The sequence below is a fragment of the Enterococcus sp. AZ170 genome (assembly GCF_050545135.1).
In the GTDB taxonomy this organism is placed as follows: domain Bacteria; phylum Bacillota; class Bacilli; order Lactobacillales; family Enterococcaceae; genus Enterococcus_L; species Enterococcus_L ureilyticus.
Map to the genome: position 1 here is coordinate 345,412 of NZ_CP172947.1, position 15,985 is coordinate 361,396.

The 15,985-nt window shown below is 33.8% G+C and carries 16 protein-coding genes; 6 read left to right on the forward strand and 10 right to left on the reverse strand.

Annotation, left to right across the window (positions count from 1 at the left end; genetic code table 11):
- The first annotated feature begins 120 nt into the window (after positions 1 to 120).
- Positions 121 to 1,629 (forward strand): DUF1846 domain-containing protein, encoded by a 1,509-nt coding sequence (locus tag IGJ55_RS01590; RefSeq protein WP_429951105.1) that lies wholly within the window; start codon positions 121 to 123, stop codon positions 1,627 to 1,629.
- Between the two features lie 124 nt (positions 1,630 to 1,753).
- Here the strand turns inward: IGJ55_RS01590 and IGJ55_RS01595 are convergent, their stop codons facing one another.
- A complete protein-coding gene (locus tag IGJ55_RS01595; protein WP_430607188.1) occupies positions 1,754 to 2,335 on the reverse strand; it encodes a helix-turn-helix transcriptional regulator in 582 nt (193 codons plus the stop codon).
- A 940-nt stretch (positions 2,336 to 3,275) separates the two neighbouring features.
- Here IGJ55_RS01595 and IGJ55_RS01600 point away from each other — a divergent pair.
- Positions 3,276 to 4,553 carry a radical SAM protein gene (locus IGJ55_RS01600; protein WP_430607189.1) on the forward strand — a complete coding sequence of 426 codons (1,278 nt, stop codon included), beginning with the start codon at positions 3,276 to 3,278 and terminating at the stop codon, positions 4,551 to 4,553.
- A 179-nt stretch (positions 4,554 to 4,732) separates the two neighbouring features.
- On the forward strand, positions 4,733 to 5,929 hold the full coding sequence (locus IGJ55_RS01605) for an MFS transporter (RefSeq protein WP_430607190.1): 1,197 nt from the start codon (positions 4,733 to 4,735) through the stop codon (positions 5,927 to 5,929).
- Between the two features lie 273 nt (positions 5,930 to 6,202).
- On the opposite strand, the gene IGJ55_RS01610 is transcribed toward IGJ55_RS01605, so the two are convergent.
- From IGJ55_RS01610 to IGJ55_RS01645, 8 genes are all read right to left on the reverse strand, one after another.
- Positions 6,203 to 6,559, reverse strand: a complete 357-nt coding sequence (locus IGJ55_RS01610) for a VOC family protein (protein ID WP_430607191.1) — start codon at positions 6,557 to 6,559, stop codon at positions 6,203 to 6,205.
- Between the two features lie 64 nt (positions 6,560 to 6,623).
- Positions 6,624 to 7,397 carry a helix-turn-helix domain-containing protein gene (locus tag IGJ55_RS01615; RefSeq protein ID WP_430607192.1) on the reverse strand — a complete coding sequence of 258 codons (774 nt, stop codon included), beginning with the start codon at positions 7,395 to 7,397 and terminating at the stop codon, positions 6,624 to 6,626.
- Between the two features lie 160 nt (positions 7,398 to 7,557).
- Positions 7,558 to 8,763, reverse strand: a complete 1,206-nt coding sequence (locus tag IGJ55_RS01620) for a tyrosine-type recombinase/integrase (RefSeq protein WP_430607193.1) — start codon at positions 8,761 to 8,763, stop codon at positions 7,558 to 7,560.
- Positions 8,764 to 8,766: 3 nt separating this feature from the next.
- Positions 8,767 to 8,967: a DUF3173 family protein gene (locus IGJ55_RS01625; protein WP_086330727.1), complete on the reverse strand. Its 201-nt coding sequence runs from the start codon at positions 8,965 to 8,967 to the stop codon at positions 8,767 to 8,769.
- Between the two features lie 90 nt (positions 8,968 to 9,057).
- Positions 9,058 to 9,435 (reverse strand): hypothetical protein, encoded by a 378-nt coding sequence (locus tag IGJ55_RS01630; protein WP_430607194.1) that lies wholly within the window; start codon positions 9,433 to 9,435, stop codon positions 9,058 to 9,060.
- Positions 9,422 to 10,570, reverse strand: a complete 1,149-nt coding sequence (locus IGJ55_RS01635; protein ID WP_430607195.1) for a replication initiation factor domain-containing protein — start codon at positions 10,568 to 10,570, stop codon at positions 9,422 to 9,424. Before IGJ55_RS01635 ends, IGJ55_RS01630 begins: the two co-directional genes overlap by 14 nt.
- 153 nt (positions 10,571 to 10,723) lie before the next feature.
- Positions 10,724 to 12,103 carry an FtsK/SpoIIIE domain-containing protein gene (locus IGJ55_RS01640; protein WP_430607197.1) on the reverse strand — a complete coding sequence of 460 codons (1,380 nt, stop codon included), beginning with the start codon at positions 12,101 to 12,103 and terminating at the stop codon, positions 10,724 to 10,726.
- A 53-nt stretch (positions 12,104 to 12,156) separates the two neighbouring features.
- The gene (locus IGJ55_RS01645) at positions 12,157 to 12,555 is read right to left on the reverse strand and encodes a hypothetical protein (protein WP_176893364.1); all 399 of its coding nucleotides are present in this window, start codon (positions 12,553 to 12,555) and stop codon (positions 12,157 to 12,159) included.
- Positions 12,556 to 12,846: 291 nt separating this feature from the next.
- On the opposite strand from IGJ55_RS01645, the gene IGJ55_RS01650 reads away from it, so the two are divergent.
- The 3 genes from IGJ55_RS01650 to IGJ55_RS01660 all read left to right on the forward strand — a co-directional run bounded on the left by IGJ55_RS01650 (position 12,847) and on the right by IGJ55_RS01660 (position 15,177).
- Positions 12,847 to 13,776: a hypothetical protein gene (locus IGJ55_RS01650; protein WP_430607198.1), complete on the forward strand. Its 930-nt coding sequence runs from the start codon at positions 12,847 to 12,849 to the stop codon at positions 13,774 to 13,776.
- Positions 13,777 to 13,910: 134 nt separating this feature from the next.
- A complete protein-coding gene (locus tag IGJ55_RS01655; RefSeq protein WP_430607199.1) occupies positions 13,911 to 14,372 on the forward strand; it encodes a TFIIB-type zinc ribbon-containing protein in 462 nt (153 codons plus the stop codon).
- Complete coding sequence (locus IGJ55_RS01660) at positions 14,362 to 15,177, forward strand: hypothetical protein (protein ID WP_430607200.1); 816 nt, start codon at positions 14,362 to 14,364, stop codon at positions 15,175 to 15,177. The genes IGJ55_RS01655 and IGJ55_RS01660 overlap by 11 nt, the downstream gene beginning before the upstream one ends.
- Before the next feature lie 115 nt (positions 15,178 to 15,292).
- On the opposite strand, the gene IGJ55_RS01665 is transcribed toward IGJ55_RS01660, so the two are convergent.
- Positions 15,293 to 15,982, reverse strand: coding sequence for a hypothetical protein (locus IGJ55_RS01665; protein ID WP_430607201.1), 690 nt, complete (start codon positions 15,980 to 15,982; stop codon positions 15,293 to 15,295).
- Between the last annotated feature and the right edge of the window lie 3 nt (positions 15,983 to 15,985).

A 15,985-nucleotide genomic window follows, 5' to 3' on the forward strand; every position in this document is an offset into this window, starting at 1 on the left:
AATTTTGGTAATCAATTATATAAAATATGTTTAAAGATAAAATAGTAAGATTCTCTGTCGTAATCAGTAGCAAATAAGTTTATAATAGATGGCAGTATACAAATATCGGAGGGTTCTCACGTGAAAAAACTGGGTTTTGATCCACAAAAGTACATCGAAGAGCAATCAAAATATATTCTTGAAAGAGTCGACCACTATGATAAATTATATTTAGAATTTGGCGGTAAATTAATCGGTGATATGCATGCAAAACGTGTCTTACCGGGCTTTGACGCAGATGCCAAAATTAAACTTTTGCAAAAATTAAAAGAGCAAGCAGAGATCTTGATTTGTGTTTATGCTGGTGATATCGAACGTAACAAAATTCGTGGCGATTATGGAATCACCTATGATATGGATATTTTACGCCAAATCGATGAGTTGCGAGAATACGGCTTAGCGGTCAATAGTGTGGTCATTACACGCTACAGTGGACAGCCTTCTACAAAAATGTTTATCAACAAGTTGGAAAGAAGAAATATCAAAGTCTATAAACATGCAGCAATCGAAGATTATCCATCAAATCTTGAAAAAATCGTCAGTGAAGAAGGGTTTGGTAAAAATGACTACATCCCGACAACAAAACCAATCGTGGTGGTTACAGCACCAGGACCTGGTAGCGGGAAATTAGCGACTTGTTTGAACCAACTATATCATGAAAGCCGTAATGGTAAGACTGCTGGCTATTCAAAATTTGAAACCTTCCCAGTATGGAATGTTCCATTAAAGCATCCTTTAAATATTGCCTATGAAGCAGCAACCGTTGATTTAAAAGATGTGAATATGATTGATTCATTCCACTTTGATAAATACCAAGAAGTTGTGGTTAATTATAATCGTGATGTTGAGACATTCCCTGTAATCAAACGGATCATCGAAAAAATTACGGGAGAAGAATCTGTCTATCAATCACCAACAGACATGGGCGTTAACCGTGTCGGCTTTGGGATCGTCGATGATGATGTGGTGAAAGAAGCCTCTAAGCAAGAAATCATTCGTCGCTGTTTTGCCACAGAATGTGACTTTAAAAAAGGCTTGATCGATGAGGAAATTGTTAATCGCATTAAATTGATAATGGAAGAAGTGGAACTGAAAAAAGAAGACCGCAAAGCAGTACTTCCTGCCAGACAATATTCAGAGCAATTAAGAGAACAAACCCAAAGTAATGATACCCCTGCCGTTATTGCCTTTGAGTTACAAGATGGTCGAATTGTAACAGGGAGAACCAGCAGCTTAATGGATTCGTGTTCATCAGCTATTTTGAACTCGATTAAGACGTTAGCCAATATTTCAGATGAAATTTTATTATTATCGCCAGTGATTCTTGAAACGATTCAAACCATGAAACAAAAAGAGCTTCACAGTAAGATAACGGCTTTGAAAGCCAATGAAATATTGATTGCTTTAGCAATCAGTGCGGTGACGAACCCGACAGCACAATTAGCATATGATAAATTATCTGAATTGAATGGTGTACAAGCACATTCTACTGTGATGTTGAGTAAGAATGATGAACAAACGTTAAGAGAACTAGGCTTAGATATTACCAGTGATGCAGTTTATCCGTCTGAGAATTTGTATTATATTTAATTTATGAGATGCTGATAATGGTCAATAAACATAAAAGTGGTTAAAAAAAACAGTTGAAAGTTGATGATCAACGTTCAACTGTTTTTTTTAGGCTAAGACCATAAGTATGAGTGTATTGAAAAATTTACGAAAGCCAAACCCACAAAAATGAGCTAATTGTAGCAAGTATTCCAGCTACTAATGAAAAGCCAACAACGATTTTTGCTTTATTCCAACGATCCCTTTTTTTATCACGTTTGGCTCTCGCCGTTTCAAGATCGTTCCCATCCATAAAAGCCACAATTTCACTATAGGTTTGCACATCTTTTTCCTTTTTGATTTTCTCGATTTTTAGAGCAGCCACCATAGAAATTGCCCAAAGAACGAGAGGAATACTTAAGCCATACCAATCCCAAAGTAATAGGGCCGGTCCAATGGATAAAACCGCTAGCACAATAAATAAAAGCATAACCCAAGAGAGTCGATTCATTCTTTCTGCTTCAATATCTTGAGTGTTTTTCATAATTTCTACATCTCCTTTGACTAATTCATCTAAGGTGACATCAAAAAGAGTGCTCAGTGCAATCAAATTATGAATATCAGGATAAGTATGATCGTTCTCCCATTTAGAAATTGTTTGCCGTGTAACATAGATTTTTTCTGCAAGTTCCTCTTGAGAATACCCATCTCTTTCACGATAAATTTTTAATTGCTTATTAAAGTTCATTTTGCTGTCTCCTTTGATTATAAGATAATACACAAGGGCTTATTTTGTCTGTCAATAAGCGTGTACGTTAGCAGAAATTTGGGTGTATACAGGTGTTTACATTGGGAGAAACGTTGATATAACTGATTTTTTAGAATAGGGTTCAATGAAGCGAACGAGTGTCTGGAATAACAATTCCGATGCCTATTTTTTATGTATAGTCGAGAATTAAGTAGTCAAGGTTTTGCAAATTTGAGCTTTATGAAGTTACCCTATAAAAATAATTATGACACAAGTGCACACTTAATTACAGTTAAAAAAGAATTTGAAGGGAGGGCTATTATTTAGTCTGTTCCACTTAATTGGCAAGTTCAGTTGATATTATTTCTTAGAGGACTTCTGAAATGTCAATTTGAACTGATTGAGTAGTTATATAAGGAAAGTCATGTCATTGTCGATATTTTTCAAGAAGTTTATCTCTTCTGATATTAAATTATAATATTTTTTAAGGGTTATCCTTACTGAATGATTTTCACATATTAGATTAGACATAAAAAAGGCTCAAATATATTTTTCAGGTTCGTTTTCTTGAATATTTTCTTTGTATTGTGATATTTTGAACAATAAAATTGTTTACATTTATGAACTTGATGATATAATTAATTTATATTAATTAAGAAAGGGTGTGGAAAATATGAAAAAACCAGAATTCGTTTTACTAAATTCTAACCAAACTGCAATGATGGAGTCAGGATCTACTGTAGTAAATTGTGCGCAAGGAAGAAAATAGTGTGATGTTATTTTTCTAGTGATAGTCAGGAATTTATATGAGGGTTCTCTTGTATTTTTTGACTATCTCTTATATTTTTTAAGAAAATAAATTAGGAATGTATTCATGTTTTTATAGCTGATATTAGGTTGGAAAACATTTTATAATAATATAGGATTGGAGGTGTATTGTATGTATTTATCGTTAAAAGAAGGAAACTATCTTTTGAATCAACCCACAGGAATTTCTTTTTCATATTTACTTAATGGTACGTATATGAATATTGGGGTAAACAAAAGCGCAGAGGATATTTTGCTTAGATTAAGTGGACAATATGAGCAAGAAATGATCGTGGCAGAGCTTTGTGAAGTATATAATGAAAATCATGCTGTAGTTAATAAATTCGTTAACGAATTTATTAATACCCTAAAGTCCAACAATGTTATTGTTGAATCAAATGAGATAAAGAATAACATTGTTTTAAGAGGCAGTGGAACATACTATACACCAGAACATGTTACCTTCGAATTAACGCATAAGTGTCCGTTAAGTTGTCAACATTGTTTTGTGGATGCTGGATTTGGCAGTGAGATGGATAGTTTGAAATGTAAGGAGTCTCTTCAAGAATTACTGGATATGGGTGTAAGTGTGATTCAGTTAACTGGTGGCGAGCCATTTGCATATAGTGAAGTTGATCAAATAATCGAAATAATTCGTCGAGAAGGTAGAGCAATCCATATAACAACAAGTGGTTATATTTATACTAAAACCGTTCAATCTTGTTTAGATTTATTATCTGAAAGCGATACTTCGCAAATTCAAGTATCAATTGATGGGCTTAAAGAGATACATAATCAAATACGAGGGAAAAAAGATTCATATGATAAAGCAGTAAAATTTATTAAGGAATGTGTAAAAAGGGGAATAAACACAAGCGTGGCTACTTCTCTAATAATACAGCCTGTTGAGGAAATCGAAAAATTAGCTAGCATAGTTAAGGAGCTTGGAGTGACAGAGTATAAGTTAGGCTTAATTACGAATCAAGGAAGGGCGAAAGACAATAATCTTGATGGTTATACTTATAATGAGTATCGTAGCATGGTAAAATACCTGAAAAAGAAATTTGATGATGAATTTTTTACAATAGAAGAAATAGAAGAGAAAAGTGAGATAGGTAACTGCGGAGCAGGTTATAAAACATTAAAAATCAAACCGGATATGATGGTAACTCCTTGTGCCATGATGCAGTTGAACATAGGGAATTTAAAGCAAGAATCCCTTAAAACAATTTTAAGTAGAAGTTTCAAGTTGTTCTCAAAATTAGAATTTCCAGATTCAAAACAGTGTTCGACATGTTCAGAAGAAGATTATTGTAAAGGATGTATTTCAGAAGCCATTATAAGAAAAGATTCAGTTAGTGTCTGTAACTGGGAAGTGAAACAGCAAGGGGTATTGTGTAAAATTATTTGATCTTGTATGTGAGACTCATAAAAAGATGTAGTTGAAAAATAAGATGGTGCTATCAGTGATAGTGTACCATTATGAGGAGAATTTACGTATGAACATTTAAAATTACTTTACTTTGAAAGAATAAAGAAAAAAATCAAAGAGACAAATTTCTGTTTCTTGATAAGTAAAGGTGAGGAAAAATGGAAAAAAATAGAGCGTTTAAAAAGCTTGTTATCGGTCAAATGTTTGCGAATATTGGCGATATTATTTACACAATTGCCGTCGTGAGTTCAGTTTTTACGCTAACGAACTCTGCATTAGCAGCTTCCCTAGCACCAGTTATTATGACTGTTGGGACAGTATTTTCTGGATTGCTAACGCCGGTCTTAATTAACTATGCTACACTGACAGATATTTTACGAAAAACTCAATTATTTAAAACGTTTATATTAATAGGATTAGCAGTTTATTTAAACCTAAAAGTAAATAATGAAAATCTGTTCTTTTTGTATACATTTATTTTTAGTATTTCTTTTTTAGATGGTTGTGCTGAACCAATAAGTAGGGCACTCATACCTCATTATGCTGCAAAGTCTTATTTGATACGTGCTAATAGCATTTTTAGTACAATGCTCCAAATTGTCAGTATTGGTGGTTGGGCAGTGGGTTCTTCTTTATTGATAATCTTCTCTATACCTGGCTTAATTTGGATCAATGTTGGTATATTTGCTATTGCTACTTTCGCTTTTTGGTATTTACCAAAAGTTTCTACGACTGATAACGCTGAAGGAGATAGATGGAAACACCTGATTTCTGGGTGGCAAGAAATACGCAAACAACCCATTATATTTACAATTGTGAGTATGGATATACTTGAGAGTATTGCAAATACGGCGTGGATTTCAGCCGTTGTATTAGTCTTCGTGAAAGATGTTTTACATGTTTCAGAAAACTGGTGGGGCTACATTAATGCCACTTATTTTCTAGGTGCTGCTCTAGGAAGTATGCTTGTTTTTTATTTAAATGTAATGGTTGATAAGAATAAATCTAAAATAATAGTCATCAGTTCAGCTTTGGGCGGAGTCATTACGTTACTCGTTGCTTTGGGAGGAAATCCATTTCTTATTTTAGTGTATTCAATTCTGATAGGTGTATTCTTACAAGTTAAGAATATCCCTCAAGCTACGATTCTACAACAGAAAGTCGATAGGAATAAATTAACATCCGTGTATGCTGCAACAGGTATATTGAATACTGCAACCTTTTCTTTATCATCACTAATGATGGGAGCTGTGGCAGATGCTTTAGGTGTGAATATTGTTTTTGTTCTTTCAGGAATATTATTATTTGTGGTTGCTTTTATAGCGAAAAATAAAAGAAAATTGCTAGATGGGTAGGAACAAGGAGTAAAATGCCAATTCAACTAATTGTGATGAATTATAGTGACTATTAAGAGACCGAAAGGGAAGTCTGATTCAGGTCTCTTTTCTTGTTGAAAAAGATTGTACTAAAGTAATAAAAAAGCCGTGGAACCTTTTCAGTAAAGGATTCATGGCTTTTTTAGCAGATGTAATTTGATAAATCAAAGTCAAAATTTCTAGAATTTAAAAACGACGAATCATCTATCCGTCGTTTTAGCGTGATATTCATTATATAGACACTGTTTAAATCTATTCTTGATCGTATAACCAATAGAACGATAACTTATTGCCATCTGGATCAGAGAAATCAACGTATCGAATGATACCTGGTACATCCTCTATCGCCTCGTCAACGATTACGCCAAGTGTTTTTAAACGTTCAAATTCTGTGTCTAAATCTTCCACTTCTAAACGTAAAACATTCTCTGAAACATTCATTTTTTCTTCGAAAAGTTGAATCCAAATAGAACCAACTGGATACTCAATAACGCCTTCAACAGGGTTGATTTTCTCATCACTCATAAGAAGTTTTTCATACCAACATGCAGACGCCTCCAAATTACTTACTGGTAGACCTACAGTGATACTCTTTACATTTAAACTCATAAACATTTCCTCCATTCCATCAACATACGACTATCTTATCATTTCACGGTCAAATAATATTATTCTAGATTGTGTTCTTTAAACGGGCAATCAAAAGCTTTCCCACATTCACTAATATTGGTGGGTCTTCTGGTATCGGTTCTCTCAGCTTAATCGTGTAATGATTGCCAGAACAGTTTGGAAAAGATAACTTTTCATCTTCTTTCCCCCTCAAACTATTGCCTAAGTTAAAGTAAGATAGAACATTATTGGAACGGCTTATCCCACAAGCTAATAAAAAAAAGTCTCCACTTGGAATATTTTTCAATTTATTTCCGATTAAATTTTTAGTCGCTAATCCAGATATAGGCAGGTGATTCGGTATAAGTGTCCGGAAAAGTCCAATAAATACAATTCCCATCTCAAATCCATCAGGTACTTCAATCGTTACTGTGCAAAAAGAATGACTCTTTTCTTCAAAATGCGCTATCGACTGATCCTTATCATCCGTTTCAAAACGTTTTATATCATCAAAAAGTTCACTCATTTCCGTTTTATATGCTCTAGGAGAACTACCTGTATATTTTTTAAACGTATTCGTGAAACTACCGCTGCTTTCAAAACCTGAACGTTCTTGTAGGTCAAGTATTCGCTTTTCTTCATCAAGTTCAAAGATCGCCTTTTCAACTTTTAAACTAGAGAGGAATTCAACAACACTGAATCCATTTATTTCTTTAAATTTCCGACTAAAGTGATGTTTATCATAACCAAAGTGAACGGCAATCTCCTCACTTGTCATTTTTCTACTAACAGCTTCTTCTGAAATGAAAGAAAGAATTTCTGGCATTTTCGTTTTCATTTTTATTCCTCCTTTAAAGAAAAAGCTTTGAGAATCCCTATAAATAAGGATTTTCAAAGCTTTTTATATCACTCCCACTCCACGTAATTTTTAAGTTTAAAACGCTGTTATATCAACGTTTTCCACCAGAAAACATCGTTTTGGTAGGGAAATGGTAGGGTTAAAATTTTACTGCCTGATTTCCATTAAAAATTGCAACTTTTGATTCTTTAGCAAAAGTAAATTGAATATTGCCAGTCATTTGTTCGGCGATACCTTCATCATTTCTGCTCCACAGGTGAGCGTAATGCTTGAGTGTGATCTCTGGGCTAGAATGACCTAATCGTCGTGAAACAACTAGAATATCAGCATTAAATTCATTGATTAAGTAGCTGACATGAGAATGTCTCAATCCTTTGCCTTGAATAGCAGGAACTTTAGCCAATTTTGCATAGCGTTCAATGACACGTTGTACGGTAGAACGATACAATGGCAAGTCAGTATAGCTTAAAATGAATTGTTCTACACCATGCTTTTTTTGGATTTTTTTCCATTCTGCCAAGATATGAACAGTATCATCATCTAATGAAATAACACGCATACCACTCTCAGTTTTAGTATAAGGCTTTCTGGCGAAGTCATTATGATTCTTCATATCTAATGTATGATGAATACGTAATTTTTGACGTTTTAAGTCAACATCGTACCAATTTAATGCTAAGCCTTCACTGACTCGAATACCTGTCATGTAGTACAACCAAATCATCGTGAAGCACATATGCTCATAAAAATCCTCTTTGTATATGACGGATAATACTTTTTCGAATTCTTCTTTTGTCCAATAAGCTACAATTGATTTTCCTTTAGGGATTGCTTTTGTTCGCTTAGAGATATTCTCAGGGAGAAACTCTAATAAAACAGCGTAATCTAATGACTTGCGAAACATGCCATACATGAGCGAACTATACGCTTGGGAGTAGCCACTTTTGGTTAGTAACCAAATTCGATAGCCTTCACAATCTACTACAGAGATATCTCGTAGCTTTTTATCATGAAAGTAATCAGTGATTTGCTTTAGTCCACATTCACGAGAGCTCCATGTACTACGCTGAACAGATGATTTATAATGCGGAATATAGGAATGTTCCATAAATTCATCATAGGTCAAGTCATAGTTAGCATAGCCATTTCTTTTCATGTACTCACTTTTGATTCTAGTCACTTCTTTATGCGCTTCTTTAGCAGTTGCAAAACGTTTCCCTAATTGATCTTTGGTTCCTTTTTTCTGAATCCGTTTGCCAGTGGTTTTGTCTAAACCAAGTTCAATTACATATGAAAAACGACCTTTAGCATCTTGATAGACACAGGGGTACTTTGTTTTTGCCATTCGTTATTCCTCCGATTCAAGAGGAACACCGATAATTTCTTCAACTATTTTTCGTGGGACAATTCCCACTCTTTTATTATTATAATAGGCTACACCACTGTTTACAAGTTTAAGTTTAGCCTGTCGAATAATCGTAGTAGCTTGATGCTTTTTAAATCCTAATTTTTCGAGGTCTACTCTTGAGACCATGTTGTTTTTATACATAAGATACCTACTTTCTTTCATCGCTTAAACATGCGATAATAGCAGCAGTGGGTAGTACTACTGCTATCCGCATAATGTTTGTAACGCTCACTATTCTTTGCTTTCGTCGGCTGAATAGTGAGTATTTAGTTTGTTCCTTTCGACAAGTGAGATAAAGAAATAGACTTTGAAGTAACTGCTAATGAGTACATTTTCTGGATCGTCGATTAGAAGATTGTTAAACCTTTCTTTTTCCAGTTCGAGTTGATTACCAATGCTTGGATTCTGATGAATCTTGGAAAAATACACATCCCATAAATCAAACAGGTCTTCTACTAAAGTAGAATCGTTTGCGAATAGGATACTATCATTGATGAACTCAGCCATTAGATACGATTCGAATTTTTTAGATTCATCTAAGCTCTGATAATATTCATTGCTTATTTCTAGATTGCGAGCTTTGAACGCTAATAGATCACGATTTTCCATCTTTTTCACCTCCTTTCAATGATAGATCACGCCATGGAAATATCTTTCTTCCTTGATATTCTTCACGATATTTCATGATGTAGTTATAAGCATCTCTATTGGCTTCGTAGGCATTATTGTAGTAGTCGAATAAGTAGCCAATGAAGTTGTTAATTCCTTTTTGTCCGTAGAAATCATAGATTTTATAGAACGTAGGCATTAAACCAGAACCAGTACAGAGGTAGTTAATTGAAACCTCTAAGTTTGATTCCTGTGGTTTTCGTCCGTCAAGGATATCTGAGAGACCATCTGAATAAGCCAGCATGACTTTGGTTAATGTGGTATAGGTTTCATCGAATACATTATAGAAACGATATTTTTCACAGAAGGTGCTAAAAAGAAAGCCGCTCAGTTCTTCTTTCGTTTCAATTTTTACAAGCTCTTCACTAATTTGATGAGCGTACATTTGCCTAAAGCTTGCTTCAAACCTCACCCAATCGTTACAGTGCTTTGCTTCTGTATAATGAGTTGCATGTTGTGCGTTATCTAGCTGTTCAAGCTTTTTATCATAAATTCTCATGAGTAAGCGAGTATTTTTCTTTTTTGATCCGACGTAGATGGTATTAACAATTTGATTGTTGACAACAGCACTAATTTTACTGCTGTTTTTGCGATCATTTTTGTCTACAAGATAGTCAACTTCACTTACTAGACGATCATAGATAGTCGCTACAGAAAGACCTTCATCAAGAAAATCAATGGCAATATCAATCCTTGAAATATGAGCAGCCCCTTCATAGTAGTCTTCCAGTTTTTTGAAATCCTGTATGACTTTGGATGCAATGACATCTCTAGTGAACAAGTATTTACTAAATGCTTGTCCAGAAAAATGTACGTAGACTCCCATGTTTGGCATCATTTCGTTGTAACACACCTGTAGCATAAAAGCTTTATCATTATCATATTTAAGCACAGTTGTATAGCCTGCAAATCCTTTTTCACTGATAGACGGTCTATCAAATACAGTGCTCAATTCTAAGATAGTATCGATCAGTGTTACAAGATGCTGTGCTTGAGATTGCCAATCATCTAGTGAATCAATCTCAGATGAAGTGAACACTAGACTCATTTCATCTACTTTTACGGTTACTGCCATTAGACACCTCTTTTCCAATTAATTGTTTCATCGATAACAATAAGTGTTAGTTGTTGAGTGTGGGTCATTACTAATGCCCACACTTGGCACACCGCCTTTAGCTGCTGCGCAGCACAGGCGATGTGAATGTTCTTGCATGGTAATGAGCGAAACTCAAGCATCATTCACTTTTTTAGTCGTTGTTAAGCTCTTAATTGCCTCATAGATATCAAACGATAAACGAGGCATAGAGCATAACGAAGGTATGTTAGCCTTTCCAGATAGTGTATAGATACCTCTACCGACAGTCATTTTTGAAGTTGGAATCTGTGCGCCTTGTCCAAAAGCTGTTACATAAGTCAGGTCTTCTGAATCGCCTAAAACGCACTTGAAGATCATTTGATCACGAATCAGTGTATTCACGATGTCAGCATCGCTTTTTTGAAGGGCAATAATGATGAAACAGCCTAGTTGACGACCTTCAAGGATAATGTTTGTAATGATTTTCATTGCTTTATCACGTACATCTTTTTTCTCCACTTTTAGTGATTGGATGAATGAAGCGTACTCGTCAAATATAAAGACGTTTGGTTTCATGTGAAAATCGCTGTAAGATAAATCTAAACCCTCATGTAATCTTGCTCTCAGTACCATTTTCCGTTGCTGCATGGCTTTATCAAATGTTTCTAACAGAGACAAGATTTCTTCAACAGAGCTGGCACTATTACCAATCATTTCACCGATAATACTTATCGATGAAGCTTTTGGGTCAGCGATATACATATTCCAATCTTTTAGAAGACCTTGAAGTACATAGCTGTAAAGACTATATGATTTACCACTGCCAGTTTGTCCGACCAACATCGAATGATGTAGCTCATATTCTAAGTTTTTATCAACAGTGACAGTGTACCGATTGTTTGAGATTACATGTTTAAATTCATCAAGTGACTGAGCAATAATTTGTGTATCAATATTTACTTGATAACATTCATAGATAATCCAATTATTATCTTCACTTGAGTAACAGTTTTCTAAAACGAAGTCCTTTAAAGCAGGTGAAATATTGAGTTTTAACAATTTTTCAGATAGCTGTAAAGACGATTTTAGCTGCACAATTAAGCGTTGCTCACTATCCAACCACTGTAACTGAATTTTAGGTGTTTTAGCTAACTTTTGACCATTAGCTCGACTTGCATATTCTGAATATAGCTTTGCATCTACTAGTTGTTTATCGAGAGATCGATAAATGTTGAATAACCAAACAGAACGCTTGATTCCATATTTTCTAATGTTGAACTTTACAGAAAATATAAGTAGCAGAGCAACAATAGAGACTATGAAAGTAACGATTAGCAGGACTTGCAGTAGTTTCAGCTTGTCATAGCCCCAATCATGTAAAATAGATTGGCTGTAATGCATAATAATACGATTAATTGTGAAGGCTGCAATCAAGATGATTATTAGACTGACACCGTAATTTAGATTGCGGTGAGCGACACTCATGACTTTTGCATTTGAGGAAGCCTGAGGAACAGGGGAATTCTTTTTCATGTGATACCCTCCTTGATACAGAGCTGAATGAATCAGCTCTGTAATTCTCTGGTTTATTTTTGTTGTTGTTTTAGACGTGTTTCATATTCTTTAGCATCCATTAAGATACCTTCAAGGGACAACTGATTTTGATAGTCTCCATACGTTGTAGCTTTTGATAAAGAAACAATTTTTACTTCTTGACGTTTGTTGAATTGTGCAGGTTTCATTTCTGCTGGTGTTTTGATTGTAAGCTTTTCAAAAAGATTCAGTTCAGAGCCTTTTTCGCCATAATCGAAATTATCAGAGGTGATAACAACAGTTGTCTTGATTCCTAACTGTGTCACGTGATGTTCATCTGTGTGCGCATAATAAGGTTCCTGTGATAGAGCCTCTAACTTCCAGCTTTTTTGAATTGCTTCTAGTTCGATTTGAACTGGTCTTTTTATTTTATTCAGTGCTTTTAGTGCCATTAGTACTCCTTTGCGATGAGAGATCAATTTCTCTCATCGGTGCTATTTTTCTTAGCTAGCACAAGCTATTATTTTTTGATCTATTGATTATGAATGCATTCAGTTTTCAAAGATCAAGTTGTTTTGTAATTTGTATACGCGTATCGAATTACAAGACTTATAATAGCATCTGTTTTTCGATAAATCTATATAAAAAGGCTTTGTGACAGTGTTTTGAGTAACGATAAATAATTCGATACACTTTGAATTTTGTTGAGATTTGGTATAATGAGAAATGAAGGAGTGGATAGTATGGCTAAATCAGATTTAAGAAATAAACTTCTAAATCTTCAAGAAATTTTAGATATGGTTGATGAAGTGGTAGGCTACTCTAGCTTTGGTGATCATGTAATAGGTGAAACAACATGGCGTAAATATGTGAGGTTATACAATGAATTTAAGAAAGAAGAAGAAAAAGTTAAAAAAGTTGGTCAGACTAAAGGGTCAAAATATTATTTATCCGATGTAGAAAAAGTTATTCAGTACAATATGAAAAGGATTGAGAATAATTGGTTTGATAAAACAACATTCTTACCAAAAAGAAGAAATGTTGTGACTGTTCCCAAAAATACTTCTAAGGAAAATAAAGAACTATACAGATATTTAAATTCTTATTTGGAGCCAGAAGAAAGAGTAGATAGAACAACTTTTATGGAAATGGTTAAGAACAAAAGAAATGAAGTTCCTGAATTTACCAAGATTCCAATTGTAGAGATAGCTAAATCAATTAATGAAGAAAGAGTAGAAAAACATTTTAATGTTTTTGACACTGATGATAAGTATGACTTTCTGAAATCACCACAAATAGAAAAAGATTTGTTTTTGAAATTATTTGATCTAGATGCTTACCACTCAATTCTTGAAGACGTTAATGATAGTGAGTATGATCGACGTTATAATCGTAAGCTTGAGTACATGATTAATAATCCGATAGTTTTTCTAAAAGAAGAGCATCGCAAACATATTATGGCACTTGAAAAAGAAAAGTTTTGGGGAGAAGAGGGTTCATCCTTTTTGGTGGGTGTTGCGGTTGGGGAGTACTATGAAGATTTTCATGGTGAAGATTTGATATATAATGGTATTGAATTAGGAGAACTTCACCAAGGTAATAAAAAATATTGGAGAGAAAATAATGAGTGTAAAGATGAGCTGAAAATTGGGGATGATGATCTTTTGATGTAAAACTACATTAAAATTGTATTGTGATTGTAATGTAGTATAGAAACCGACTATACAAGCTTCTTTTGTTAATGTTTTATGATAAAATGAATATAATCTGTTTAGTTTTAAATAATTAACAATAAGGATGTGGTTTCGTGTCGGATAATGTAACATTTAATATTTCTGTTCCATCTGATTCAGAGGGATTTGTCATTTTACAATGCTCATTATGCAGTGAATTCTTTAAAATGACACCTACTGATTTCGAGGATGAGTCGCAATTACAAATTTGGTGTCCTAGTTGTGGTTTAAATCCCGATAGTTTAATTACTGATGAAGTAATTGATATAGCTATGAAAATGGCTAATAATCATGTATCAGATATGCTCAACGATTTTGGTAAGGAAATAAGTAAAACATTTAAAAGCAGCGGAAACATAAAATTTAAACGTGGTTCAGATTTAAAAAAAGACCCCATAGATCCATTAGTATCGCAACTAGATAATTTTGAAATTCACACATATGATTGTTGTCATAAGAAAGCTAAAATTAGACCAAGCTTAAAAATGGAGGGCGGATATTGCCCGTTCTGTGGGGAGATGCAAAATGGAAATTGATAAGAAAGAACTAAAAAAAGTAAGTAGAAAGTTTAGACAATTAGCCTCAAGAGTCATAAATGCTCGTGTTAGTGAAGTTAGTTCAATTGTAAGAATGTTTATTGAATACATCGACGATACACCTATAATTAATGAATATATTCAAAGTATTTATGAAGAATACCCAAACTTAGAAGCAGAAGTTGAACAAGTATCTGGAAGTTATGGGCGCTCAGTCTTGCCAACTGGTGATACACTAGAGCAAGAGATTAGTTGGATTTATCAAATCTTGAAATTCATCAGTGACAATCCTTCAGTTCATATTTTTGAATTGGGATGGGGATATACATCTTCTAGAAAATATCAAGATATGGTAAAAGAATTTGGAAATCGTGTTGTAATGCCTTTTGTAGAGGGAATAAATTTATACCTATCTGATATTTCTACAGATATGGGATATGATGAGGAGAGTAAATTTATGATAAATATAAGCGGCGGTCAAGCTCAGGTGAATATATCTAATGATAATAGTACTTTAAATGCAACTCAGAATATTCAAATCAATAAAGCAGAAGTTGACAATGTGATTTCAGAGTTAAAAACTAATCTTGAAAAAGAATTAGTAGATAATGAAACTTTAAAAGACCTATTATTTTCTCAAATCCAACTTATTGAATCCGAAACTGTGGAAGAAAAACCAAAGAAAGAAGTTTTGAAGACAGCAATTGGTACAGTTCAAACTTTACTAAAAACAGTCCCGCTTGCTTTAACAGCTGCGGAAAGTGGTAATAAGTTATATGAATTGATTGCGCCATTATTTATGTAATTCATATTGTAGGAAATTAAGAAGTATATTTAAATATTACTAAAATAAATAAGCATGCAAATTTTACTGTTTGCATGCTTATTTTGTATATAATTTAAGCTATCTTTTCCTATGTTTATTTAGTTTTTGATAAATCTATTACAAACCATCCTAGAATAAACGAAAAATACCAAGATAGCAACCAAAGTAACATTCCAAAAAATAGGCGTAATGTGTAAGCAAAGCCTTTTGCACTTGCTTCTTGATAAGCTTCTTTAACGCCATTCATTTTTCTTGATTCTGTAGTTGTAGATTGCGAAACGGTCGTCGTTGTTTTAGGTATCGGAACTCCTGAATTATCCACTTTGACATTGCCAGAAATGTTAGTCTCCCATTTTGCGTTACCAAACATATCTTTTTCAACACCTGTTGTGACAGTTGTTTCTCGTCTAGTGTTAGGTTCTTTACTATGTCCTTTTTGATAATCTTGTTTCATTTGATTAATAGACATCTTGATTTGCGGCTTTTTAAGTAAAAGTGATGTTACCCAAGGTTGAACAAAAGGATAGAATCGAATGTTTAAAAAGAGATAAATGCCAAAAGCGAGAAGGGCAACTATAATCTGGAAGACATAGTGATAAATATCTGCTCTAGCTTCTGAATGGCTGAGGTAGGGCATCACTGCTGAAATTCTTTGGATGTTATCCAGAATAGCAAGACTTAAAAAAATAATGATTAGTGTTGAATTTATTAAGGTGAAAATTTTGAGATAAGCTGATTTCTTTAATGAACCAGATGTTTTCCAAATACTTTTAATAAGCTCCATTTA